The 22,905-nt window shown below is 42.2% G+C and carries 24 protein-coding genes; 7 read left to right on the top strand and 17 right to left on the bottom strand.

Features of this window, described 5'->3' with window-relative positions:
* Window positions 1–340: 340 nt before the first annotated feature.
* The gene (locus tag PHN32_07235) at window positions 341–1,405 is read left to right on the top strand and encodes a glycosyltransferase family 2 protein (protein ID MDD3777383.1); all 1,065 of its coding nucleotides are present in this window, start codon (window positions 341–343) and stop codon (window positions 1,403–1,405) included.
* A gap of 148 nt (window positions 1,406–1,553) precedes the next feature.
* Window positions 1,554–1,895: a glycosyl-4,4'-diaponeurosporenoate acyltransferase gene (locus PHN32_07230; protein MDD3777382.1), complete on the top strand. Its 342-nt coding sequence runs from the start codon at window positions 1,554–1,556 to the stop codon at window positions 1,893–1,895.
* Here the strand turns inward: PHN32_07230 and PHN32_07225 are convergent, their stop codons facing one another.
* From PHN32_07225 to PHN32_07215, 3 genes are read right to left on the bottom strand one after another with little or no spacing between them, the layout of a single operon-like run.
* Window positions 1,896–2,300 (bottom strand): hypothetical protein, encoded by a 405-nt coding sequence (locus PHN32_07225; GenBank protein MDD3777381.1) that lies wholly within the window; start codon window positions 2,298–2,300, stop codon window positions 1,896–1,898.
* Window positions 2,300–2,755, bottom strand: coding sequence for a rhodanese-like domain-containing protein (locus tag PHN32_07220; protein ID MDD3777380.1), 456 nt, complete (start codon window positions 2,753–2,755; stop codon window positions 2,300–2,302). The genes PHN32_07225 and PHN32_07220 overlap by 1 nt, the downstream gene beginning before the upstream one ends.
* 23 nt (window positions 2,756–2,778) lie before the next feature.
* Window positions 2,779–3,903, bottom strand: a complete 1,125-nt coding sequence (locus PHN32_07215) for a cytochrome c biogenesis protein CcdA (protein MDD3777379.1) — start codon at window positions 3,901–3,903, stop codon at window positions 2,779–2,781.
* Window positions 3,904–4,014: 111 nt separating this feature from the next.
* Here PHN32_07215 and rlmN point away from each other — a divergent pair, with 111 nt between their 5' ends.
* A complete protein-coding gene (gene rlmN, locus PHN32_07210) occupies window positions 4,015–5,061 on the top strand; it encodes a 23S rRNA (adenine(2503)-C(2))-methyltransferase RlmN (protein ID MDD3777378.1) in 1,047 nt (348 codons plus the stop codon).
* Here the strand turns inward: rlmN and PHN32_07205 are convergent.
* Window positions 5,030–5,791 carry a DUF438 domain-containing protein gene (locus tag PHN32_07205; GenBank protein MDD3777377.1) on the bottom strand — a complete coding sequence of 254 codons (762 nt, stop codon included), beginning with the start codon at window positions 5,789–5,791 and terminating at the stop codon, window positions 5,030–5,032. The genes rlmN and PHN32_07205 overlap by 32 nt on opposite strands.
* Before the next feature lie 183 nt (window positions 5,792–5,974).
* Here PHN32_07205 and msrA point away from each other — a divergent pair, with 183 nt between their 5' ends.
* A complete protein-coding gene (gene msrA, locus PHN32_07200) occupies window positions 5,975–6,502 on the top strand; it encodes a peptide-methionine (S)-S-oxide reductase MsrA (GenBank protein ID MDD3777376.1) in 528 nt (175 codons plus the stop codon).
* Here the strand turns inward: msrA and PHN32_07195 are convergent.
* From PHN32_07195 to PHN32_07165, 7 genes are all read right to left on the bottom strand, one after another.
* Window positions 6,473–7,054 (bottom strand): methyltransferase domain-containing protein, encoded by a 582-nt coding sequence (locus PHN32_07195; protein ID MDD3777375.1) that lies wholly within the window; start codon window positions 7,052–7,054, stop codon window positions 6,473–6,475. The genes msrA and PHN32_07195 overlap by 30 nt on opposite strands.
* Before the next feature lie 7 nt (window positions 7,055–7,061).
* The gene (locus tag PHN32_07190) at window positions 7,062–8,429 is read right to left on the bottom strand and encodes an MATE family efflux transporter (GenBank protein ID MDD3777374.1); all 1,368 of its coding nucleotides are present in this window, start codon (window positions 8,427–8,429) and stop codon (window positions 7,062–7,064) included.
* Between the two features lie 144 nt (window positions 8,430–8,573).
* Window positions 8,574–8,987: a hypothetical protein gene (locus PHN32_07185; protein MDD3777373.1), complete on the bottom strand. Its 414-nt coding sequence runs from the start codon at window positions 8,985–8,987 to the stop codon at window positions 8,574–8,576.
* A gap of 36 nt (window positions 8,988–9,023) precedes the next feature.
* A complete protein-coding gene (locus PHN32_07180) occupies window positions 9,024–9,923 on the bottom strand; it encodes a DUF4097 family beta strand repeat-containing protein (protein ID MDD3777372.1) in 900 nt (299 codons plus the stop codon).
* Window positions 9,904–10,524 (bottom strand): DUF1700 domain-containing protein, encoded by a 621-nt coding sequence (locus PHN32_07175; GenBank protein MDD3777371.1) that lies wholly within the window; start codon window positions 10,522–10,524, stop codon window positions 9,904–9,906. The genes PHN32_07180 and PHN32_07175 overlap by 20 nt, the downstream gene beginning before the upstream one ends.
* Window positions 10,496–10,825: a PadR family transcriptional regulator gene (locus PHN32_07170; protein ID MDD3777370.1), complete on the bottom strand. Its 330-nt coding sequence runs from the start codon at window positions 10,823–10,825 to the stop codon at window positions 10,496–10,498. The genes PHN32_07175 and PHN32_07170 overlap by 29 nt, the downstream gene beginning before the upstream one ends.
* Before the next feature lie 116 nt (window positions 10,826–10,941).
* Window positions 10,942–12,330, bottom strand: a complete 1,389-nt coding sequence (locus tag PHN32_07165) for a sodium/glutamate symporter (protein MDD3777369.1) — start codon at window positions 12,328–12,330, stop codon at window positions 10,942–10,944.
* 138 nt (window positions 12,331–12,468) lie between these two features.
* Here PHN32_07165 and PHN32_07160 point away from each other — a divergent pair, with 138 nt between their 5' ends.
* Entirely contained in the window at window positions 12,469–13,083 is a 615-nt protein-coding gene (locus PHN32_07160) for a glycerol-3-phosphate acyltransferase (GenBank protein ID MDD3777368.1), read from the top strand.
* On the opposite strand, the gene PHN32_07155 is transcribed toward PHN32_07160, so the two are convergent.
* Entirely contained in the window at window positions 13,080–16,145 is a 3,066-nt protein-coding gene (locus tag PHN32_07155; protein ID MDD3777367.1) for an FAD-binding and (Fe-S)-binding domain-containing protein, read from the bottom strand. The genes PHN32_07160 and PHN32_07155 overlap by 4 nt on opposite strands.
* Window positions 16,146–16,594: 449 nt before the next feature.
* Between PHN32_07155 and PHN32_07150 the strand changes: the two genes are divergently transcribed.
* Complete coding sequence (locus PHN32_07150) at window positions 16,595–16,861, top strand: RNA-binding protein (protein ID MDD3777366.1); 267 nt, start codon at window positions 16,595–16,597, stop codon at window positions 16,859–16,861.
* A gap of 103 nt (window positions 16,862–16,964) precedes the next feature.
* Complete coding sequence (locus tag PHN32_07145; protein ID MDD3777365.1) at window positions 16,965–18,479, top strand: radical SAM protein; 1,515 nt, start codon at window positions 16,965–16,967, stop codon at window positions 18,477–18,479.
* A gap of 154 nt (window positions 18,480–18,633) precedes the next feature.
* Here PHN32_07145 and PHN32_07140 read toward each other — a convergent pair whose 3' ends face one another.
* From PHN32_07140 to PHN32_07120, 5 genes are all read right to left on the bottom strand, one after another.
* Window positions 18,634–19,011 carry a pyridoxamine 5'-phosphate oxidase family protein gene (locus tag PHN32_07140; GenBank protein MDD3777364.1) on the bottom strand — a complete coding sequence of 126 codons (378 nt, stop codon included), beginning with the start codon at window positions 19,009–19,011 and terminating at the stop codon, window positions 18,634–18,636.
* Between the two features lie 125 nt (window positions 19,012–19,136).
* Entirely contained in the window at window positions 19,137–20,018 is an 882-nt protein-coding gene (locus PHN32_07135; GenBank protein ID MDD3777363.1) for a DegV family protein, read from the bottom strand.
* Between the two features lie 138 nt (window positions 20,019–20,156).
* A complete protein-coding gene (locus PHN32_07130; protein ID MDD3777362.1) occupies window positions 20,157–20,951 on the bottom strand; it encodes an ATP-binding cassette domain-containing protein in 795 nt (264 codons plus the stop codon).
* Window positions 20,951–21,844, bottom strand: a complete 894-nt coding sequence (locus PHN32_07125) for an ABC transporter permease (GenBank protein MDD3777361.1) — start codon at window positions 21,842–21,844, stop codon at window positions 20,951–20,953. The genes PHN32_07130 and PHN32_07125 overlap by 1 nt, the downstream gene beginning before the upstream one ends.
* A 65-nt stretch (window positions 21,845–21,909) precedes the next feature.
* Window positions 21,910–22,878 (bottom strand): ABC transporter substrate-binding protein, encoded by a 969-nt coding sequence (locus PHN32_07120; GenBank protein ID MDD3777360.1) that lies wholly within the window; start codon window positions 22,876–22,878, stop codon window positions 21,910–21,912.
* Between the last annotated feature and the right edge of the window lie 27 nt (window positions 22,879–22,905).

The raw sequence follows: 22,905 nt of genomic DNA, 5'->3' as shown, positions 1-22,905 counted from the left end.
GGTAACCCGTTCAGCCCTGCAGAACGCAGCATCCATTGCTGCCCTGCTGCTTACCACCGAGGTAGTGGTAGCGGAAAAGCCAGAGCCTGAGAAGGCACCGGCCATGCCGGGCGGGGGCGGAATGCCGCCAATGATGTAATACTCAAATATTAAAAGGGCACCAATTGGTGCCCTTTTTTTATGTAAGTTATCCCCCAAATGCCTGCTTACCGGCACCAAAAAACTAACTCCGGCCCCATTTACTTTTACCCTGCTTCAAATTAAAATTTAACTAATTATCGTTGCCATGAGGGGAGTATGAATTTTTTTAGTAAACCTTGCAGTTAGAATAGTTTTCTGGTTGACCGGTTTTTGGCTTCTTTACCGGGTCAGCGGCTGCCAGCAAAATCTACCTGGACCGGAGACACCTTTGCTGTCTATAATTATTCCCGCCCGTAATGAACAGCACAACCTGCCCAAATTGTTGAAATCCATTAAGGCACAGAATATAAAACCTTTAGAGGTCTTGGTTATTGATGATAATTCTGAAGATGGTACCGGCGATGTTGCCACAGGTTATGGAGCCAGGGTAATTAGAATTAAAAATGATATTTCTGGATGGATGGGAAAATCTTTGGCCTGCTATACGGGAGCCAAGGCTGCCCGGGGGCAGTTATTTATGTTTCTGGATGCAGATACATGGTTTGAGGGCCAGGGTCTGGAAAAAATATTAGCCTGCCGGCAAAAATACGGAGGGGTATTAAGCATTCAGCCCTATCATGCCATAAAACGTTTTTATGAAAACTTTGCTATTTATTTCAACCTGGTATTGATGTCTTCTATGGGAGTGTTTACACCCCTGCAGAAAAAAATCAAACCCATAGGGGCTTTTGGTCCCTGCCTGCTGATAGAAAGGGAAACCTATTACAAGCTGGGAGGTCATAAGCACACCAGGGACCGGGTGCTGGAGGATCTGGCCCTGGGTCAAAAAATAGTCAAGGCTGGTATTCCCCTTACCTGCCTGGGAGGCAAGGGCACCATTTCCTTTAGGATGTATCCCCAGGGGTTAAAGGAATTGGTTAATGGCTTTGCCAAAGGATTTAGCACTGGAGCCAAAGCTACTTCCATTATAAATATTATACTGGTGGTGTTATGGATATCAGCGGCCTTTTTTCCGGCTACTGCTATAAGTGAAGCAGCCTCCAGCCAGAATATTTGGATTCTGGCTGCAGGGATTGGATTTTATCTCGCCTATGGAGCCCAGACCATATGGATGGCCCGGAAAATAGGCAACTTCCATATAACAGCAGGAATATTGTATCCCGTATTTTTAGTATTTTTTATAGCTATTTTCATGTGGTCCATAATAATGATGATACTGGGCAAAAAGATCAGCTGGAAGAACCGTAAGGTTAAAGTAAATTAAGGAGGGCAATATAAGGGTATTTTTTCCTTCACATTTCTGGCTTATATCTTTAAACATAATAGCCTGGCTGGTAATACACCTGGGCATATCTTACCTGTGCAGCCTGATTCCCCTAAGCTTTTTTTCCGGCAGGCAGGGTTGGTTTAAGATAACTTCCTGGGAGATAAATAAAGAAGTATATCATAAGATTTTTAAGGTAAAATCCTGGAAGAAATTCATTCCCGATGGAGGAACCCTGTTTAAAAGAGGTTTTGCCAAGAAAAAGCTTGCCCAAAAAAGCTCCCCTTATCTAAGCCAATTTTTAAATGAAACCAAAAGGGCTGAGCTTACCCATTGGCTGCAAATATTGCCGGTGCCGGTGTTTTTTCTATGGAATCAATGGTGGGTGGGCCTGATAATGATAGCTTATGCCCTACTGGCTAATATTCCCTGCATCCTTTTACAGCGCCATAACCGCCTGCGCCTGCAAAGGATAGAGGACAAGAGATAATTAAATCTTGCGGCGGCAAGAACTTCTATCAGCTTTCCCCAGCCTGTCTGCCCAATTTTCAGGAAAACGCTTAAAATACTGGGATGTCTCCCGGCGGCTGCTTCTCCAGATGCTGGACCTGATAAGTGATGGCAAGCCTACCAAAGGCAGGTAAAGCCATCCCAAAAACAATGACTGCAGGCTATGGCCGTATTCATGCTTTACCAGCCGCTCATCATCGGCATCAGTACCCAGAAAGATAAGCCAGGACAAGGATATTGCTCCCCTGAATCCGGCACCCTTAAACACCTGGGCCTGGCGGTACCTGCCCACCCTGCTTATATTCTTTTTTTGGGCTAAATATATAATAGCTCCCAGCAGTAGCTGGGGAAGCTCCCACCAAAACAAAATCTTTCTGATAATCATTACTGGCTTTCTGTTATATAAGGGTACTCCTTGTACATCCATTCCATAATTCCGCCGCCGCCTATGTCATATACCGGTTTAATTTTGTTCTCAACCAAAATTTTAGCGGCATGGCCGCTGCGGTCACAGGTGGAGCCGTTGCAATAAACTATTATATACTGTTTATCCTTAAATAAAGACAGGTTATCTTCAATTTGGGAAACCGGAATATTAAGGGCGCCTTCTATGTGGCCATCGGCAAATTCCTGCTCGGAACGCACATCCACAAACAGGTACTGGCCCTTGTTTTCAGTAAATATCCGGTAAGCCTGGTCCACAGTTATCACCACTATGCCCTGGCTGGAATTTTCAGCGGTTAACTCTTCTTGGGCCTGGTTAAAGCTCCCCGGCTGCTCAGCTGGATCCAACGCCTGGTTATCACAGCCTTTAAATACAGCAGCCAGCATAAACACCATTAAACTCAAACTCAGCCATATCCTCATGTTGCCAATTGAAAATAAATAATAAGGTACATACCTAATGATATTAATACAATACCGGTTATCAGTCTATATGCTTTGCGCTTTTTTTGTATCAGCCAGCGGTTGATTTTTTTAACTGGAAAGCCAAAATAAAAGGCAACCATTATAACAATTAAGGGCAGTACAAAGATAAAATTATAAAGCAGCAGCAAGCCCATTAGCCTGGCATCCAGTCCCCTGCTGGATACCAGGGATAAAATCCCTAAATATATGGCCCCGCTGCAGGTCGACTCAAAAATACTTATCAGTATGCCCACCGTTATTACAGAAGCTACCGTGGCTTTCTCTATATGATGCTGGATAGATTGTTTTATAGGCCCTGGCAAACCCAGGCTGGGGCCTTTGCCATACCAGAAATAATCTTTCAGGCTGAGCAGCCCGGCCAAGATAAGTAAAGCCCCTACTACTACAAAAAATAGTGAAGAAATGTTTATTGATTTTAAAAAATAGATAAACCCTAGCCCCAGGCCCAGATAAACTAAAAAAATGGTACCAATATAAATTGAGCCGTATATTAGAACTTTCTTGCGGTCAGCGCTAAGGAAAAGGGAGCTGATTAAAAACAGGATAATGGCAATAGCGCAGGGATTAATGGAATCAATGGCAGCAGCCCCTATAACCGCAGGGATAGTAAGGAATTTTTGGGCAGTATCCTGGTTTTGGTTTTTACTTTGCCAAAATTGGTTTACGGCTTCTTCCGTGGCATCTGAAAACTGTGCATCAGGCTGGTTTAAATAAATTTCCAGGCTATTTCCTATATCCTGCTCCCCTATTAGGGCCTGGCTGCCAATAAATACCACCGGTATACTGAAATCAAAATTATGGGGGGCAAAGCGGTCCAAAAGGTAGAACAGCAGCTCCAGGTTTTCTCTATTGGTGCTTATTTCATAAGTAGCCAATGAAAATGAATTGCTGTCCTCCGCCATAGCTTTAACTTCTTCCAGCTGGACCTGGCATACATCACATTCTTCAGAATAAAAAAAATAAACTTTCTGGACAGCTTCAGGCTGGGCATAAAGCTCTTTCAGGCCCCAGAAAGAACATAGCATAATTAGCAATACTATGATTAATCTCTTATTCATTAATTAGAAATTTTATACAAGTTGGAGGCTTATGTATAGAAGCATTATAAATTTAAGCAATTATGTTATAGAATTTTATCATCAATAATTATATTTTATTTTTGCCATAGTATGGAGTCCAGGGAAACATTATTAGGGCAGGTATTAGATAATCAACCGCCTTACAGAATAAAGCAGGCCCAACAGGCTGTGTATAAGCTGTTGGTAAGCGATTGGGCCCAGGCTTCCAGCCTTCCTAAAAATTTAAGGCAGGAACTTCAAGAGAAGGTACCTTTGGATATTAAGGCAGAGCCCATAAACACGGGAGGAGCCCTTAAAGCAGTTATAGGCCTTGATGACGGCCTGAGTATTGAATCGGTATGTTTAAGGCATAAACATAGAAATACAGTATGCGTATCTTCCCAGGTGGGCTGCCCGCTGGACTGCCTGTTCTGCCATACCGGCAAACTGGGCTTTAACCGAAATCTAACTGCACAGGAGATAACCGACCAAGTCCTTTATTTTTTTCGCCTGCTCAAGGAGCAGGAGCAAACTGTAAGCAATGTGGTCTTTATGGGCATGGGTGAACCCTTGCTGAATTACAGCCAGGTGATAGAAGCCATAAAAATTTTAAACCATCCAGATAAATTTGGCCTTAGCGCCAGGAAAATTTCGGTTTCTACAGCAGGCATTACGCCAAAAATTAAAGAGTTATCCCATCTGGGCCTGCAGGTAAACCTGGCTATCTCCCTTAATGCTCCCACCAATGAGCTGAGATCTAAAATAATGCCTGTAAATAAAAAATATCCCCTGCCGGAATTAATGGAAGCAGTAGAACAATATATTAGCCTTACCCGTAGGAAAGTAATGTTCGAATACGTAATGATAAAAGGCTTAAACGACAGCCCCCGGCAAGCAAGCCAGCTAGCCAGTCTTCTAAATGGCCTGCTGGCTGTGGTTAACCTTATTCCCTACAATGGCGGGGGCCAGTTAAGTGCTCCCAGCCAACAGGCCATTTCCGCCTTTAAAGAAATACTTTCCCGAAACCGTATCCAGGCTACCCAGCGATACAGGCTGGGTACTTCTATTGCTGCCGCCTGCGGCCAGCTGCTTTACCAGCAGGGGCAATCCTCATCAAGGCGGCCCCTTAAATCTGTTGGGCAGGCTGATGGGGAGTAAAACAGCAATAGCCTATACGGTCAAAATCATTCTTCATATCTTTCCATGCTTCGCCTGGAACCACTTTTAATGCCAGGGGATACAGGATATGGTCTTCCTTATAGATATGTGCAGGCAGCATGTTGGTTATGGTAGCTGCCAGTTTATTTAATTTTTGTAAAAATTGCAGCCAGCTGTAATCCTGGTAGCTTTTTACCAGCTGAAGAAGTTCCCTTTTTGCCGGCTTTAGAATCCCATGTTCTGACAGCATTATATCAGCAGGCTCCCCTACCCCTTTTTTTCTAAGATAAGGAAAAAGCACCTCTTCTTCCCGTTGATGATGAAGATTGGCTTCCACCAGGTGTTGTGCAATATGCTCCAAACGGCCAAGCTGTTCAGATACCTGATTAAAGGCTGATGCCTGGTTTAAGTCTTGTACCACGCTGCCTAATGTTTCTGTAAATTTTAATATGTGTTGGTGCTCGGCAGCCAGTATGGATACCGGATGGTTTTTATTCAGCTCCTTAGGGGCCTCTAGGTTGTTTTCAAATACCAGTAGATGCACGTCGCATAATTTCTTTATCTCCTCTTCTTTCATTCCCTCTTTTAGGAGCTCCTTTTCCATGTAAGCAATGTCCATAGCGTCAATGCCTTGCATGATTTTTTCAAACTCATCCTTTAGCTGCAAAGGGTCTTCACCCTGGTGCAGCCTTTCTATCATCTTTTTTATACTTTCTTTCTTGTCATTCATGGCTCCTCTTTTCCTTTATAGATAATACAGGCAAATTTTATATTACAACTATTTTAAATGATACTAATTCTGTATCATTATGTCAATTAATAATTATAGATTCTATAGATTTAGTAGTATTTATTTTTCTTACCGCTTGCAGTAAAATTAAACCCATAAGATACAGAAAGGATAATTGAAAACATGGAAAAAGCAGTATTGGGAGGAGGCTGTTTCTGGTGCCTGGAAGCAGTGTTTCCTAAACTTAAGGGAGTTATTAGGGTTGTTCCCGGTTACGCCGGCGGACATAGCCTCCAACCTGATTATCACCAGGTATGCAGCGGAGAGACCGGGCATGCGGAGGTAGTTCAGGTAGAATATGATCCCCAGTTAATCAACTACCGGCAGCTGTTAGAAGTTTTTTTCTTTATCCATGATCCCACTACCCTTAACCGGCAGGGAAATGATGTAGGCAGCCAGTACCGCTCCATCATACTCACCCTTTCCCCGGAACAGATGCAGCAGGCCGGCGATTATATTAACCAGCTGAAGAAAGAAAAAACATTCAGCCGTGATTTGGTAACTGAAATAAAGCCCTTGGAAACATTTTACCCTGCAGAAAAATACCATCACCAGTATTTTTTAAATAATTTTAGTCAACCCTATTGCCAGGCAGTGGTGGGCCCCAAAGTAGATAAGTTTTTAAAACGTTTTGAGGCTTGGCTGAAGTGATCGGGACAAAGCATAAATGGTAAAATGCTGCCGGTCTAAAAATTGATGTTCCCCTACCAAATTAAAACCCGCCTGCTTCATTTCTGATAGAATTGTCTGTAGGGCTAAATGATGGCGGTCCCGTTTAAACCAAAAGCGCCTGAGGTCGTAATCTATTATGGCTATCCTGCCCCCTGGTTTTAAATATTTTTTCATATTGCTGAAATAATTTACCCGGTTTACAAGATGATGGGTTACATTTCTGAAAAAAATCAGGTCTAGGGCTTTTTCTGGAAGGCTTCCTGTTTCGGTCCATATGACTGATAACTGTGACAAATTTTTCTGCCTGGCAGCCTTCTCCACATAACCTAGAAGGTCTTTATCATTATCCACTGCATATACCCTGCCCTGGTGTCCTGCTTTTTCTGCAAACCTCAAGCTATAATAGCCGCCGCCTGAACCTATATCCGCTATGTAATATCCGGGTTCTATCTTTAAGCATTCAATAACCTGGTCCGGCTTATTTTTAGCATCTGCTGCCTTGCGGTTAAGCATTTCCGCTCTGGATGACATCTTATTCTCACCCTTCTTTTTTAAAATCGGGTACAAGTTTGGAATTAATAATCTTTACCTCCCGCCGGATTAAAGAAAAACTGATGATAAAAGACACCAGGTCAGTAGCCGGCCAGGAGAGCCATACCCCGGTTAACCCCAGCAGCATGGGTAAAATTATCAAAGCCGGTATAAAGAACAGCAAATCCCTTCCCAGGGTTATAAACAAAGCCGGCCTGGACTTGCCTATAGCCTGGAAAAAAGCACTTCCCAGTATGGGAAAACTCCATACTGGAGACAGGAGGGCGATCATTCTTAAAGGCATTATTCCTTTTTGGATTATCTCTGGATCATCAGTGAAAAAACCCAACAAAAAGCCCGGGAAAGCTACCATGAACACCAGGCCCAGGCTGGCCACTATAATAGTCCAGAACAAGGCTTCCTTTAATACTTTCTTAACCCTTAAATATAGTTCTGCCCCGTAGTTAAAACCCACTATGGGAGAAAAACCATGGCTGATTCCCACTATGGGCATGAATATAAGGTCAATTATTCTAATTCCTATACCGGTAATGGCTACATAGTCATCTCCGCCATACCTCTGCACTATCTTTATAAATAAGGTAAACATTATGCTGCCGATTATTTGCATCAAAAAGGAAGGTGTGCCCAAAGCCAACACTTCCCTGGTTATGACAGGCTTTAACCTGAATTTATTTATATGCAGATGGAATATACTTTGTTTAGAAAGGAAAAAGATATATATATAAATGCAGCTGGCTACCTGGCTTATTACGGTGGCTATGGCCGCTCCCCTTACCCCCATATCAAACACAAAAATAAACAGGGGGTCCAGTATTATGTTTAGTACCGCTCCAATCAGCATGGCATACATGCTGGCCCTGGGCTTTCCTTCGGCCCGGATTAAATTATTTCCATTGATGGAAAAGGTATAAAACAAAAAGCCTACAATTATTATGGACATGTATTCCCGGGCATAGGGAAGCACATCTGCCGATGCACCCAAGAATTGCAGTATGTAGTCCATGGAAAGGTAAAATATAATAATTAAAGGTATGTTAAACAGCAGATTTAAAAGTATGCTGTTACCTGCTGCTAGCTTGGCTGTTTCGCTGTCTCCTTTTCCCAGGGACCTGGAAACAATGGAAGCAGCCCCTACCCCGGTAAGCAGTCCCACTGCTATCATGAATATCATAACCGGCAATACCACCGTAAGGCCGGCTATGGCCAATGGGCCTACTCCCCTGCCAACAAATAGGGTATCGACAAAATTGTACAGAGCCACTATTACCATACCGGTAATTGCCGGCAATGAGAATTTAAATAGCAGCTTTCTTAAATTTCCGTTTAATATTAATGCTTTTTGCTGTTCCATAATTACTCTTCCAACTAAACCATAACCAAATATTTTACCTTATTTAGGCTATAAATAATACAATTTTTTAAAACTATGACCCTATAAAATACAGCAGCCCCTGTACTTACAGAAGCTGCTGTATTTTTAGCTGATGGTCTAATTTTAAGCCTGGGAGTAATTCAGGTACCCCTGGGCTGATGGATTATTCAACCTCTTCCACAATATGGCCCCTACTATGGTGCCCACTGGGAATAGAAATACCATGGTTACTACCAGAACCGCCCTACCTAAGGGCACAGCAAATGCTTTTCGGCTATATATGGCCGCCAGCTCTACCATATAGATGCCAGCTCCCCACCAGGAAAATAGAAGCCTGGAAGGCAGCCATATTATTGTTTGCAGCCAGGTCAAAATACTATTTAGGGCAAAAGGCATTCTCCCTAAACCCATGGGCAGCCTGAATATGCCGGTAAGCAGGGCTAAACCTAGCAATATTGACATTACCCAGCACAATACAAGTATCCCTTCCAGCTGCTTTTTCCCCTTTCCCATATCCTGATTGGTTAATGCTTTCAAACCCTACTCCTTATCTTTTTTAAATTTAACTATTTTCTAATAACCTAAAATTATTTTTCCAGAAGTAGTATTGATTTTAATACTGGCTTCATCGCTTCCCGCTACACCTTCCAGTCCCCAGTTATCCATAGAAATTACGGTTACTGGATACATGTTCTCTATTTTTCCAGAAATAGTAGCTATCTTTACCGAAAACTGGGCTTCCTGGTTCATTTTTACTTCTACTTGCCCAGATACCGACTTAATATCCATATTGCTTACCTGTTCCTGGTAAATTTTAATCTGTCCCGAGGTAGTGTCCACTACCAGGTTTTCATTGGAGCTTCCCCCTTGCAGTATTACCCTGCCGGAAATAGACCTGGCATTAACATCACCCTCATAATCCTCCAGTTCAATACTGCCGGAAGTAGAAGCCAGGTTTATGTCCCGGGCATAAATACCTTTAGCCTTTAGACTCCCGGATACATTTTTATAGATAAAGCTTTCTGTATTAAGCTGTTCAATGACACAGGCGCCGGAAGTACTGGTAACCGTAATTGATTTGAAATTTTTAGCAGGCACATAAACATCCAGTACCGTATCCTCAATATTTATACCAAAGTATATTCCGCGGGGCTGCTCTATTCTAATAACCAGCTTGTCTTTAGACTGGTAGGTAACCAATTGGGGTTCTCCCCTGTTTATAGTGGAAGAATGCTGCCCGTGATAAACCGCCTTGATTTGATCACTATCGCTTTCCAGCACATTTATTTTAGTGCTGGTGGTTTGCACTTCCAGCTCTTCTATGCCGGCTGCATCAAAAGATTCTGACTGGTCGACTATCTGCCTGTTCAAGCTAAAACCATTGCCAAAAACCATTATCAGGGCCGCTATAATAAAGCATACAGCCATAATAGAGGCAAGCCATATTATTAATTTAGTTGTTTTGGATTTCATCTGTTTTCCCTCTCCCTTTAATGATTCTAATATTAAACCTAATATATTTAATAAATACCCTATACATAGCACGAGCCAAATATATATCTGCTATAAAGAATATCAGGCCTATGCAGGTAATACCTGCAGAAGCAAAAGCACCAGCTGCCGGATGAATCATACTGGAAAAATATTGGGGGAATAAAGGCCCCAATATGCTGGCAAAAAATCCAGTTATCCCCACTGCGGTTACTGCTATAGCAGCTCCAAATAATATCAGCAATACACCCGCTAACAGAATAAAGGGTCCCAGTACAAATATCAGGTTCAGCAGGCCCAGGCCCAGGCTGGCAAATACCGCTTTGGTTATATTGCCGGCAGAGGCATCCTTTTCTGCTATGTCCACCAAAGCATTGGCTTTAAGCTGCCTGCCCAAGATAACTGGATTACCCAATGATTCTGCCAGTTCTTGTTCAGTTCTACCTTCTGATGCCCCCATCTCAAAATGCTGCTGGATATCGCCCAGTATATCCATTTTTTCCTGACTGGAGATCCCTTTAAGGCTTTTGGAAAGCCTATCCATGAATTCCTTTTTATCCATCTTGCTTGCCACCTCTCTCATTTAAAAATTTCCCTACTTTTTCCACGAAAGATACCCACTCCTGCTCCAATTGCTTTTCCAGCTTTTTTCCGGAAGAAGTAAGCTGATAATACTTTCTGGGGGCACCTTCTGCAGATTCCTCCAGATAGGTAGTTACATAACCATCCCTTTTAAGCCTTCTCAGCAAGGGGTATATAGTCCCTTCAGAAATAGTAATGGTTTTCGATATTTCATTTACCAGCTCATAGCCATACCTGTCTTTTTTGGTGAGCAGGGACAAAACACACAAATCCAAGACTCCTTTTTTTAATTGAATATCCATGCACATCCCATCCTTTTTTATAAAGTAGCTATAATATAGCATAAGGTACCATACAATGCAAGGTACTTCTTAAAAAAATTACTAATTATTATTTAGTATTGTTTGAGGTATTTAATTTATGCTTTTTTCTTGCGGTTTCTGTACAGCAGCAGGAAAAGAAGAACAGCTAAGAACACTATAAAAATCAACAGTGCATAGACATACAGCATGGGGTTTCCATTGCGGTACCCGCTTACCGCCAGGCCTAGAATAAACATGAGGGGTATTCCCAGAGGCAAGGCTACAGCGCTGCCCAATACCAGGTTTTCAGCCGCGTTAGACCGGGAATGGGGATCTACTTCCCTCAGCAATGCCACCCCGGTGGTGATAGTACCGGTCCACATTCCAAACAAAGACACTATATGTTCAACCATATAGCTTTTGTATATTCTTTTGCACAGGAAATAGGTGTATACCAAGGTAGCTAAACCCCCTACCGAGGTTATGATCAATATAGGTATCCAATTTTGTTTAAAAGTAGAGATAGAAATGGCAGCAATAGCTGCCACTACCATATAATCAAATGAGCCGGCGGATATTCTCTGTAAAATAAAGTTATCAGGATAGTTTATATGCAGCCAGTTTTTCCGTTTTAAAAAATTTAGAAATATTCTGGCTATGATGGCTATCATGGTAGCTATGACAAAGTGGAAGCCCCACAGCAGTTCCGCTACCGTATCGCCATAACTTCCCAATGGCTTGAGGGCATAAGACATTCCCATCAGGGCCAGGTAAGTCAGCAAATACACTAGCCCGATAAGAACGATTTGTATGGTTAAACTGTCTATAAACAATTTTTTGGGAATATTTTCAGTATGTTTTTCTTCAATATCCTGCCTCTTTTTAAAAATTATGCTGATTTTTGATTCCCTGCCTCCCAGATTAAGCCTTTTTTTATAGCGAACCAAAAAATTAAGTAAGGGGATTCCAAATATTATGGCCCATAAAAACCCAATGGTAGCTACTGACAGCCCTATATTGCCCCCATTGGTAAAACCCAGCTCCTCCCAGCTTCTGCCGATAGCGTAAGACTGGCCGGGACCCTGGGCAAAACCCAAAGGCAGCAGCAGTCCAAATGGCGGGAAAAGACCAGGTAAAATTGTATAGGCCAAGGCCAGGGATATCCCGAACCCCAGTATTCCCTGCACCAGGTAAGCGGTTATGATGGCCAGGCCGGTATTTATGTTATCCATTTTACTGCCGTAAGTTTTATCCCTGTCCTTAAGGGCCAGGGATATAAATCCTATGGCCATTAGATGATAAATAAGGGTACCCAGGGTATCTGTATCCAGCTTTACCCAGCCCAGCAATTCAGATCCCAGTATTAAGCCTATAAATCCCCCTATTATGGAGGTGGGTATAAGGTATTTTTGCAGTATTTTAATCTTGTTTTTAAGCACCATGGCTATAGCCAAAAACAAAGAGAGGAATAAGAAATCTCGGGCAGGAAGCCATAAATTTTCCATTTATTTCCTTTGAATTGAAAATAATAATCGAACTATACACATTTAGAGCCTAAAACACAATTATTTGTTTCAATAATTACTAATAATTTTGCCATTTATCTGTTATAATCTTAACCCATTATCAAAATTCTTTAACATATGTTAGAAAGCATTTACTTTAAAATAGCCTACATAATAGCCAGCTACTTGCTAGGCTCAGTCCTATTTGCTTATGTCATGGCCAAGATACTTAAAAAGGATAATCTGTCCAGCATAGACCGGCCGGGAACAGCCGGAGCCGGCAGGCAATTTGGCTACAAAGCAGGAATCCCTACTTTTATTTTCGATGTAGGTAAAGGAATACTGGTTCCCCTGGTGGCCAGGCTGTTAGGGCTGGATAATATCACTCTGGTAATAGCTACCCTGGCAGTGCTAATCGGGCATAATTGGCCACTGTTTTTTAAATTTAGGGGAGGTGGAGGCATAGCTACCACCATAGGCATTGCCGCTTACCTGGTGCCCATTATATTTTTGATTGTATTCGGTATTTCTTTAGCGGTGGGATTTGCCTATAAATATACTTTAAGAAAGAAGCATAAAGTTAATCCCAATGTGGTGGGCAGCGCTTTAGGCTCGGCTTTGCTTCCCATATTTTGTTTTGCTTGGGGCCAGCCCCTCTATATTATTATTCTGTTTATAGCCATATTCTTAATTATAGTAACCAAGGGCATTATCCTGCACCTGATGTACAGAAATGTAGCTACTGCCAATTAACTTTCAGCCAGGTAATCAATCATGGAATCAGATACCAGATGGGTTACTTCCTTTATCATGTGAGGCATAAGATTATCCATTATCCGGGGCATCATATCCGGCATCTGTTCCGCCATATAGTCAGGCATAGGTACCAGATCTGAAATCCTGGAAAGCATGGTATCCATCACCTTGGGCATCATACGGGGCAGGAGCCTGGGGAAAAGAACAGGGAATAAAGGTTTCATGGCTTTTAATGCCCCTGGAATTTTTCCCATCTTCTTCATCATGATGCCCAGGCCGAAAGGCATGGCATCAATCAGCTGGGGCCACATTGATTTCATTATTTCAGCAAATCCCCCAGGGCTCATTAAGGCTATCATGGCCTCAAATACTGCCCATTGTCTTTGAACCTCCGGTTCAGGATCCGGGAAATCATAACCCAAGGCTGAAGCTGCAAACCTGGCCAGGTCTACTATTTTAATTGGTAAGCCTTTCTTGTCCCTGGTAACCCTGAACTGGAACTGGCAACAGGGGCATAGGGCCAGTATTTGCTCTGCACCTGCATCTACCGCCTCATCCAGCCTCACCTTTCCTACTTCTGCTGCTATAGGGGGATCCTTGATCAAAGTTAATACGCTTCCGCAGCAATGTGCCTGCTCCCGGTTGTATTCCATTTCCACCAGGCTGGCATGGCTGATAGCTTCTATTACCTTCCTGGGAGCGTCGTATACTCCTGAAGCCCGGCCAATATGGCAGGAGTCATGCCAGGTCACCTTTATTTCCGGTTTTCCGGAATCAGGAAACGAAAACTTCCCATCTTCTATTTGCTGGGCGATTACTTCGCTGTAATGCATAGCTTTTATATCATATTTTATGCCCAGCTTAGAGGCCCACTGGGGGTAGACCTTTCTCCACATCATATCACATGCCGGACACGAGCATACCACTGTATCCGCCCCTATTTTTTTCACTGCTTCTATATTATCTTTCATGGCCTGGGCAAAGACATCCCATTTGCCTGCTACCAGCATAGGGGTGCCGCAGCAGTTTTCCTGCCTGCCCACATAATTGAATTCAACCTGGGCTTCGTCCAGCAGCCTCACCGTAGCCATGGCTATATCTGGTTCAACATAGCTGGCAGTGCACCCGGCAAAATAAGCTATTTTTTTCTTTTGTTGATGATTATAATGTTTACCTACTAGATCCCCAGGAAACCAGTTATCCCTATCCTTGCGGTATCCGGCCCATATGTCTCCTTCTTTGGTCAAGGCAGCCGCCATCATTTCGAAAGGAGGTATGGTAAGCCTATGGTCCCGGTTAATCAACTTTCCGCGCATCTTCATCCAAGAAGGCTCTATGGGAAGATTTACCGAACATTTAAGATTACATATTTCACAAGTAGTGCAAGCCAGAAAAGAATCGACCATATGCTGGTTCCATTTTTGCCGGCCTTCCATATATTCCCTTAGCCAGAACCATCTGCCCCGGGGGCTTTGGCTTTCCCAGCCCCGGCCGTAAAACTGGTCACATTCAGGGACACAATATCCACATTGGGAACAGCTGTAGGCATACCAGGCCACATCTGCCGGAATGCCCTTTATTGGTTTATGCGGCCTTTCCCCTATTCCAACAGCAACACTGTTGCCTACCGGCCTTATTGCCGGCTCCGAAAACTCTGCAATTTTCATCATCCCATTAATCAGCCTGGTTCCAAATACCTTATGGGGATTCAAGATACCGTAGGGATCAGTTTGATGCTTATACTGGCGGACTTTTTCCATTCTTTGTTTTCCAAAAATCTGTGGGGCTTTATGGGCAAAATACAACCCGGTGGCATAGGCCCTGCCTCCATGTTTTTGGGCAATCTTTAATATGGTTAAGGTTAAGGCAAAAACAAAGTTATAGCTAAACTTTCTCTGGTCGCTGGGTATAAAACCCAGTATTACCACTTCTGGCTTGCCCTGCCTTCCCTCCCTGATTAGAAGGCCTTCTTTTATTACCGGTTTCTTTACCCGGGATGTTATATCCTCCAATACATCACTAAGGGAGGAAACAGGGATAATAAACTCGGCTGGAACCAGGCTGGGACTAATCCTTTTTACCACCATTACTTTAAACCTATTCTCCCATTCATGCCTGGCTATATGCTGGTCTAGAATTTCACCCCCGCTGGCACTTAGAATATCTTCCAGGTACCTATCAATTTCCTGCTGATGTTTTTTCCGGTAAGCTACGGTGGTAATATATTGGTTGGGAAGCTCTACCCTGTCCTCAGTATTTTTGCCATGGGGTCCCGCAGGAGACTGGTTTTTTAGTATGGCCATCTGGGGATTAATGAAAAGAACGGACCAGAAGGGCAGTTTTTTTTCTACCGCCAGTTCTAAAAATTTTTCTAATCTATCAGTCGTATCAAACCCGTATGCAGCAATTTCCATTTCCTCCAGGGGCATGACTTTTATGGTAACTTCGGTTATAAGGCCGGTAATGCCTTCAGCTTCTGATATTATTTCCAAATCCTTACCGCTAAACTGCCGGACTTCTCCCTTAGCCGACACTACCCTTGCGCTTACCACATTATTGCTAAATAACCCAGATTCAAAAGAACCGATTCCTGCACCTCCTTGAGCCAGCCATCCCCCTACCCCGGAACCGGGGTAACTGGTAGGATATAAACGCAAAGTAAGACCGTGTGAAGCAAGTTTCTTGTCCAGTTTTTCCCATATTACCCCCGGCTGCACAGTAGCCGTATTATTGCTCTGGTCTATGTTTATAATTTTGTTCATGCGATAAAAATCTATTACCAATCCGCCTTTCAGGGGCAGTACTCCCCCGTAGCCAGAAGTGGCACTTCCCCGGGGAGTGACCGGTATCCGGTTTATTTTGGCCCATTTTACCAAATCAATTACTTCCTGCTCACTGACCGGCTGGGCTACTGCCTCCGGTATCGTTTTGCCTACCAAAGGCTTTATGAGATTGGGCATAGCGGCAATATCATGGGAGTAAAAAATAAGTTCAGTGGGATTAAAGGTTACCCTGTCTCCCAGAATAGAGGCAAGCTGCTGTTTTAGCTTAGTTTTCATTTTATCCTCTTAATATATTTTTATATTGATATATTAGAATTATAACATATTATTATTTTTACTAGAATATTTTTACCTCCCTGGCATAACAGCCTTAACAAAAGTAATGGCAATACATAAATGGCAGGCTGTAGCTGCCTCTTAGCTACCCTAAATTAGCTGATGCCTGTACTAGCTTGACCAGTCTTTTTTACAATCTCTGGTGTAAAAGAATATATCCAAGTATCAGCCCCTTACATATTTTAAGTTGCCATAACCCTGCAGACAGTTACCTAAATTGCTTTTAATTCTAGTGAATTTGACTTTATTCTATTTTAGTCATAAACTTAAGGCTCTCTTTTGTTTAGTGATATTTTAATTAAGAGCGGACTTGCTATTTATTTACTCCCTCTCCAAAAGAAATATTTAAAGATGCTAGAGAAAAATATTATGTGAGGAGGTAAGTAAATATGGAAAGTAGTAAACTATACGTTGGTAATTTTAATTATTCAACAGAAGATTCACAGCTCGAAAAACTCTTTTCCAAGTATGGCGAAATCAAAAATGTAACCATTATTGGGCAAAAAGGTTTCGGTTTTGTGGAAATGTCTAATACTTCTGAAGCTAAGGAAGCAAAGGAAGCTCTGGATGGTTCCGATTTTGAAGGAAGAACCTTAAGGGTAGATGAAGCCCGTCCCCAGAAAAGCAGAACCGATAGAGTTTCAAGAAGATATTAAGTCTTAAAGGAATAATGCAGTCCATTTAGATGGGCTGCATTTTTCTTATACCGTCAAACACATAATTGTTTTACAAAAATAATTTTTAAATAAAGAAGGGAAAATGAAAATATTACTTATATATCCAGAATATGAAAACACTTTCTGGAATCTAAAGAAAGTACTGAAAGTACTAGGTAAAAAAGCTGCTTACCCCCCTCTGGGACTATTGACCATAGCAGCTATGCTCCCCCAGCAATGGGAGAAGAAAGTAATCGATATGAACTGCTCTATGCTAAAGGATGAACATATAAAATGGGCAGATCATATAATGATTAGCTCCATAATAGGGCAAAAGGTATCTACCCATTATCTTATAGATAAAATACACAAAATGGGTAAAAAAGTTATAGCCGGAGGATCCCTGTTTACCACTGGATGGGAAGAATTTTCTGATGCTGATACTATAGTTTTAGGTGAAGCTGAGGAGATCATGGACACGCTGGTTAAAGACCTTAAAGACAATAAATTAAAAAGAATGTATTTCATGGATGAATTTCCGCCTATAGTTAAAACTCCTATCCCCCAGTGGGACCTTATAAATTTAAAATACTATAATTCTGTGTGTATTCAGCTTTCCAGGGGATGCCCTTATAACTGTGAATTTTGTGATGTTGTACAGTTAAACGGAAGAGTTCCAAGGATAAAAGACAGCCGGCAAATAACTGCCGAGCTTGACTCGGTATATAACCTTGGCTGGAGGGCAGGGGTATTTTTTGTAGATGATAATTTCATGGGCAATAAATCATACATCAAGAATGAAATTTTGCCATCAATAATAGCCTGGCAAAAAAGGAAGAAGTATCCATTTACACTAAGCACACAGATATCAATTAATCTTTCAGATGATCCCAGGCTGATGGAACTAATGTCTGCTGCCGGTTTTGCTACTGTATTTATTGGTATCGAAACCCCTGATCCTGATTGCCTGGAAGAATGTGGTAAATACCACAATAAAAACAGGAATCTTTTGGAATCAGTTAGGAAGATCCAGAATATGGGATTTGAGGTTAATGCAGGATTTATACTGGGTTTTGACAGTGATAAAGATACAGTATTTCAAAACCAGATTGACTTTATTCAAAAAAGTGGAATTGTTGCAGCTATGGTGGGACTGCTTAATGTTTCCCCTAAAACCAGGCTATACCAGAGATTAAAAAAAGATAATAGATTACTGGATATTGACCACAAAAATAATTCTACTACCGAGCTCTCTAATTTAAACTATATCCCTAAGATGAAGGCTAGTATTTTAATAGACGGCTACGGTGATGTACTTAAGACCATATATTCTCCAAAGTTTTATTTTGCCAGAATTAAAACCTTTTTAAGAGAATACAGGCCCAAAAAGGTAAAGCCGCCCAAGATTAAGTTTTACCATATACGAGGCCTGCTGTCTTCGTTGTGGTTTCTGGGAATAAAAGAACAGGGCAGGCATTATTACTGGAGCCTGCTTTTATGGAGCATATTCAACCGTCCCCATCTTTTGCCTTATGCCGTGGGACTTCCCCTGGGACTATTACATTTTAAGACACTGGCCTGGGCTAAGCAGTATGATTCCTATTACCGGGAGAGTTAGGCTCTGGCTACGTATTTAATCTAGTGGAAACTTTTATGGTATTATGCGCCTTAATGTAAATAAGGGCATAATACCATTGTCATTTAGCTTGGTAATTGACTATTTTTTCCAATATTCTTACTACACATCAACAAACCTTAAGCACACATTTTAGTCAAATTATTTTTTTTGCCCCTGAAAAAACCTGTTCTATTTTTATTGCTGCTGCCGCATGCCCCGGATGCTTTTTAGGGTTCCATTTCTTCATATCATCAAAAACCGGCCCCTGGGTGTGGTAGGAAACTGAGCCTTTCAACTGGTATGATTTACCTTCACTGGTCATAAATAAAATAGTAGTTTTAGAACCAGATAGTATGTTTTGCTTGGTTTTATCAAAATAATTATCTGCTACCACTACGGTCTGCCCATCAAACTTGGAAACACAAGTAACATAAATTGCATTAGGCCTGTCCTCTTTATCTACAGTTGCCAATATTGCAGGGCCTTCCCTGTCTTCCCAGGCTTTGACTACTTCTGGTGGAAATTGGTTCATTGTTTCTCCTCTGGTAAGGTTAAAATAAATAGTAATCGATTTTTGAACATTTGCTCCAAAAAGATAGTAATGGCAAGATAGGCCTTTGTCAAATATATACAATATAAAAAAGGGCCTGCTAAAATTTAAGCAGTTCTGGGCTGGCCGTAGAAAAATGCGGCTATTAGCCCCGGCCCCGAATGTGAGCCTATAGTTGGGCCTATATAGTTAATAAAAGAGTCTTTAAACCCAATTTTGCTGATTAGTTTTTGGCTAAAATCCTGTGCCTCCTGGGGGCAGTCTGAATGGCAAATATATACTGTTTGTTGTCCGGGGTTTACTACCAGACGGGTTACTATATCATAAATACGGCTTACCGCTTTTTTTCTTCCCCTGGTTTTTTCCCTTACTATCAAGTGTCCTTTATCATCCAGGTTAAGAATGGGGTTTATGCTCAAAGCATTACCTACAATAGCTTGGGTCCTGCTCACCCTGCCGCTTCTAAATAAATAGGTAAGGTCATCAGTAGTATAGTAAGTGTTTATATTAATTTTGTTCTGTTCCAGCCAGCTTACGCATTCTGGTGCAGTCTTGCCTTGGTCCCTCATCTCTGCAGCTTTTATGGCCAGCATGCCGTAACCAATAGAGGCCAGGGTGGAATCCACAACAAAAACTTCAGCTTCAGGGAATTGCTGTAGGAAAAGCCTTTTAGCCAATATTGCATTAGAATAAGTACCTGATATACCGCTTCCCAGGCTTATGTGGACTATGGGAACATTTTGTTCCTGCCATAAGCCGGTCCAAAACTGAATAAACTCATAGGGGTTTATCTGGCTGGTTTTAGGTACAGCTCCCTGGCGCATCTTTTCATAGAATAATTTAACTTGGGAAGGATCCATATGATCTGTAAGTTCCTGCTCCTGAACACTGTATCTCATATGGTAAGCGGCAATACCTATCTGTGTACAAAATGAAGCCGGCAGGTCGCAACCAGAATCGGTGGCCACGCAAAATTTACTAATGGTCATACCTTCCCTTGCATAATTAATAATAAATTATTACTAATTTAAAGCATATAATACCATAAAATTTGGAGCAAACAAAAAATAGAACCATAACTGAAATATTTAGGCTAAAAGCTTAAGAAATTTTAAAAAGAGTTGATTTTAGGGAAGCAATGCCCGGTCATCGGCAAATTCTTCACCACTGACAGAGCCGAATCTCTTTACCAGATCCTCTACAGTTAACTGCTGTTTTTCTTTACCCCTTATATCAAGGATAATCTGGCCTTCATACATCATTATCAGCCTGTTTCCATGCTTAATGGCATCCCTCATATTATGGGTTACCATCAGGGTAGTAAGGTTTGATTCCTCTATTATTTGATCACTTAGCTCCAATACTTTTTGAGCAGTCTTGGGATCAAGGGCTGCAGTATGTTCATCCAGTAGGAGCAGCTTTGGTTTTTTAAGGGTAGCCATCAACAGGGTAAGAGCCTGCCTCTGGCCCCCTGAAAGAAGCCCTACCTTACTACTAAGCCTGTTTTCCAGGCCCAGCTCCAGCTCTTTAAGCATTTCCCTGTATTGGTCACGCTCCTTATTATTAATACCCCAGGCCAGTGTCCTCCGCTTGCCCCGCCGTAAGGCCAGGGCTAAATTTTCTTCAATACCCATATTGGCAGCGGTACCCATTATGGGATCCTGAAAAACTCTGCCCAACAAAGCAGCCCTCTTGTATTCCACCAGATTGGTCACATCATTACCATCAATGATTATGGATCCTTCATCTACGGGGTAGACTCCGGCTACACAGTTAAGCAAGGTGGATTTACCTGAACCATTGCCTCCAATCAAAGTGACAAAATCACCTTTCTCCAAAACCAGGCTAACCTTGTTTAAGGCCATTTTTTCATTAATGGTACGGCTGTTAAAAGTTTTGGTAACCTTTTTTACTTCCAGCATTACTGATTCCTCTTAATGGATTTTTTTAATGGCGCAAGGTAGGATCTGAACACCGGCAGTGCTAAAGCAATAGCAACCGTTATGGCCGTGAATAATTTCAAATCATTGGCAGGCATACCCAGCTTTAGGACCAAAGCTATAATTATCCTGTAAATAACTGCACCCAGCACCAATGATACCAGCCTGCTGAAAAAGTTTCTTCTTCCAAATAGAACTTCTCCAATTATAACGGAAGCCAATCCAATTACTATGGAACCAATACCCATCTGAACATCAGCAAAACTCTGGCTTTGGGCAATTAATGACCCTCCTACGGCCACCAGGCCATTACTAATCATCAAACCCAGTATGATGGTGGTATTGGTATTAATCCCCTGGGCCCTTACCATTTGGGGATTGTCTCCCGTAGCCCTGATAGCAGACCCAATCTCTGTGCCAAAAAACCAATACAGTATCCCAATCAAGCAGCCTACAAACAGCAGGCCTATTACTATAACTGAACCGGTATGATCCAGACCCATATTCTTAAAACCGGAATATACTGTATCCATTCTTAACAGGGACACATTAGCCCTGCCCATAATGCGCAAATTGACGGAATACAGGGCTATCATGGTAAGTATTCCCGATAAAAGTGAGGGTATTTTTAATTTGGTATGGAGCAGGCCGGTTATAAGGCCTGCTCCTAAACCTCCCAAAAAGGCCAGCCCTACAGCCAAAAAGGGATTTATCCCATAGGTAATAGATATGGCTCCTATGGCTGCTCCCGTGACTATGCTTCCCTCTACCGTTAGATCAGCAATAGCTAAAATACGGTAGGTGATATATACACCTATAGTTATGATAGCCCAGAGCAGCCCTAGAGATACTGCTCCCATTATTATCTGCAACATAAGACAAGTATCACCCTTGCCAATACCAGTTACCTAACGGCAATATGCCGGATAACTCTGTTAGTTTAATATTCCATTACATATTCCTGTAAATCTTCAGGAATCTCCAACCCAATTTCTTCAGCTACTTTACCATTTATGGCAAAATCAAAACCGCTGGCTGATTCTATAGGCATGGAAGAAGGTTCTGCCTCGCCTTTCAAAATTTTAACCGCCATCTCTCCCGTTTTATACCCAAGGTCATAATAGTTAATTCCCAAGGTAGCTAAACCGCCATTTTCTACCATTCCAGACTCACCACATATTACCGGTGTTTTGGATTCTACGGTAACCCCATAAATAACGGGCATGGAAGAAGCCATTACATTATCGGTAGGCAAATAGATTGCATCACATTGGTCCACTAGGGACTGTGCAGCCTGCTGAACATCATTAGAGTTGGTAACCGTTACCTCTGTGTAGGTAAGGCCTAACGCTTCTACTGCCTCTTTAGCAATAGCTGCCTGTAGAATAGAGTTATCTTCATTGGAAGTATACATTACGCCTACCGTCTGGGCATCTGGTACCAGTTTTACCAGCAAGTCTATCTGCTCTTTGATAGGATTCATATCAGTAGTACCGCTGACGTTGCCTCCCGGCGCTTCATTGGAATCTACTAATTTGGCAGACTCAAAATCAGTAATAGCAGTAGCCAAAACAGGTATCTCTTCTGTTTTGCCGGCAATAGCCTGTGCAGCAGGCGTAGCTATGGCTAATACCAGGTCTACATTGTTGCTAACAAAGCGGTCGCTAATGGTGGACAGGTTGCTCTGGTCTGCCTGTGCATTTTGCACATCCAGGGCAATGTTTTCACCATCAACATAGCCGTTATCTGCTAAAGCATCAACAAACCCTTCCCGGGCTGAGTCCAGGGCAACGTGTTCGACATACTGGATGATTCCAATGTCCATGGTTTCAGAACCGGCTTGGCCGCCGCATCCGGCTACCAGGATAGCAATGGCCGATAAAATTGCTATTATGGTTATCTTTTTCAATTGTCTGCCTCCTTTTTTATTATTATA

This window comes from Actinomycetota bacterium (assembly GCA_028698215.1).
GTDB lineage: Bacteria > Actinomycetota > Humimicrobiia > Humimicrobiales > Humimicrobiaceae > Halolacustris.
This window is presented reverse-complemented; position numbering and strand designations above follow the sequence as displayed.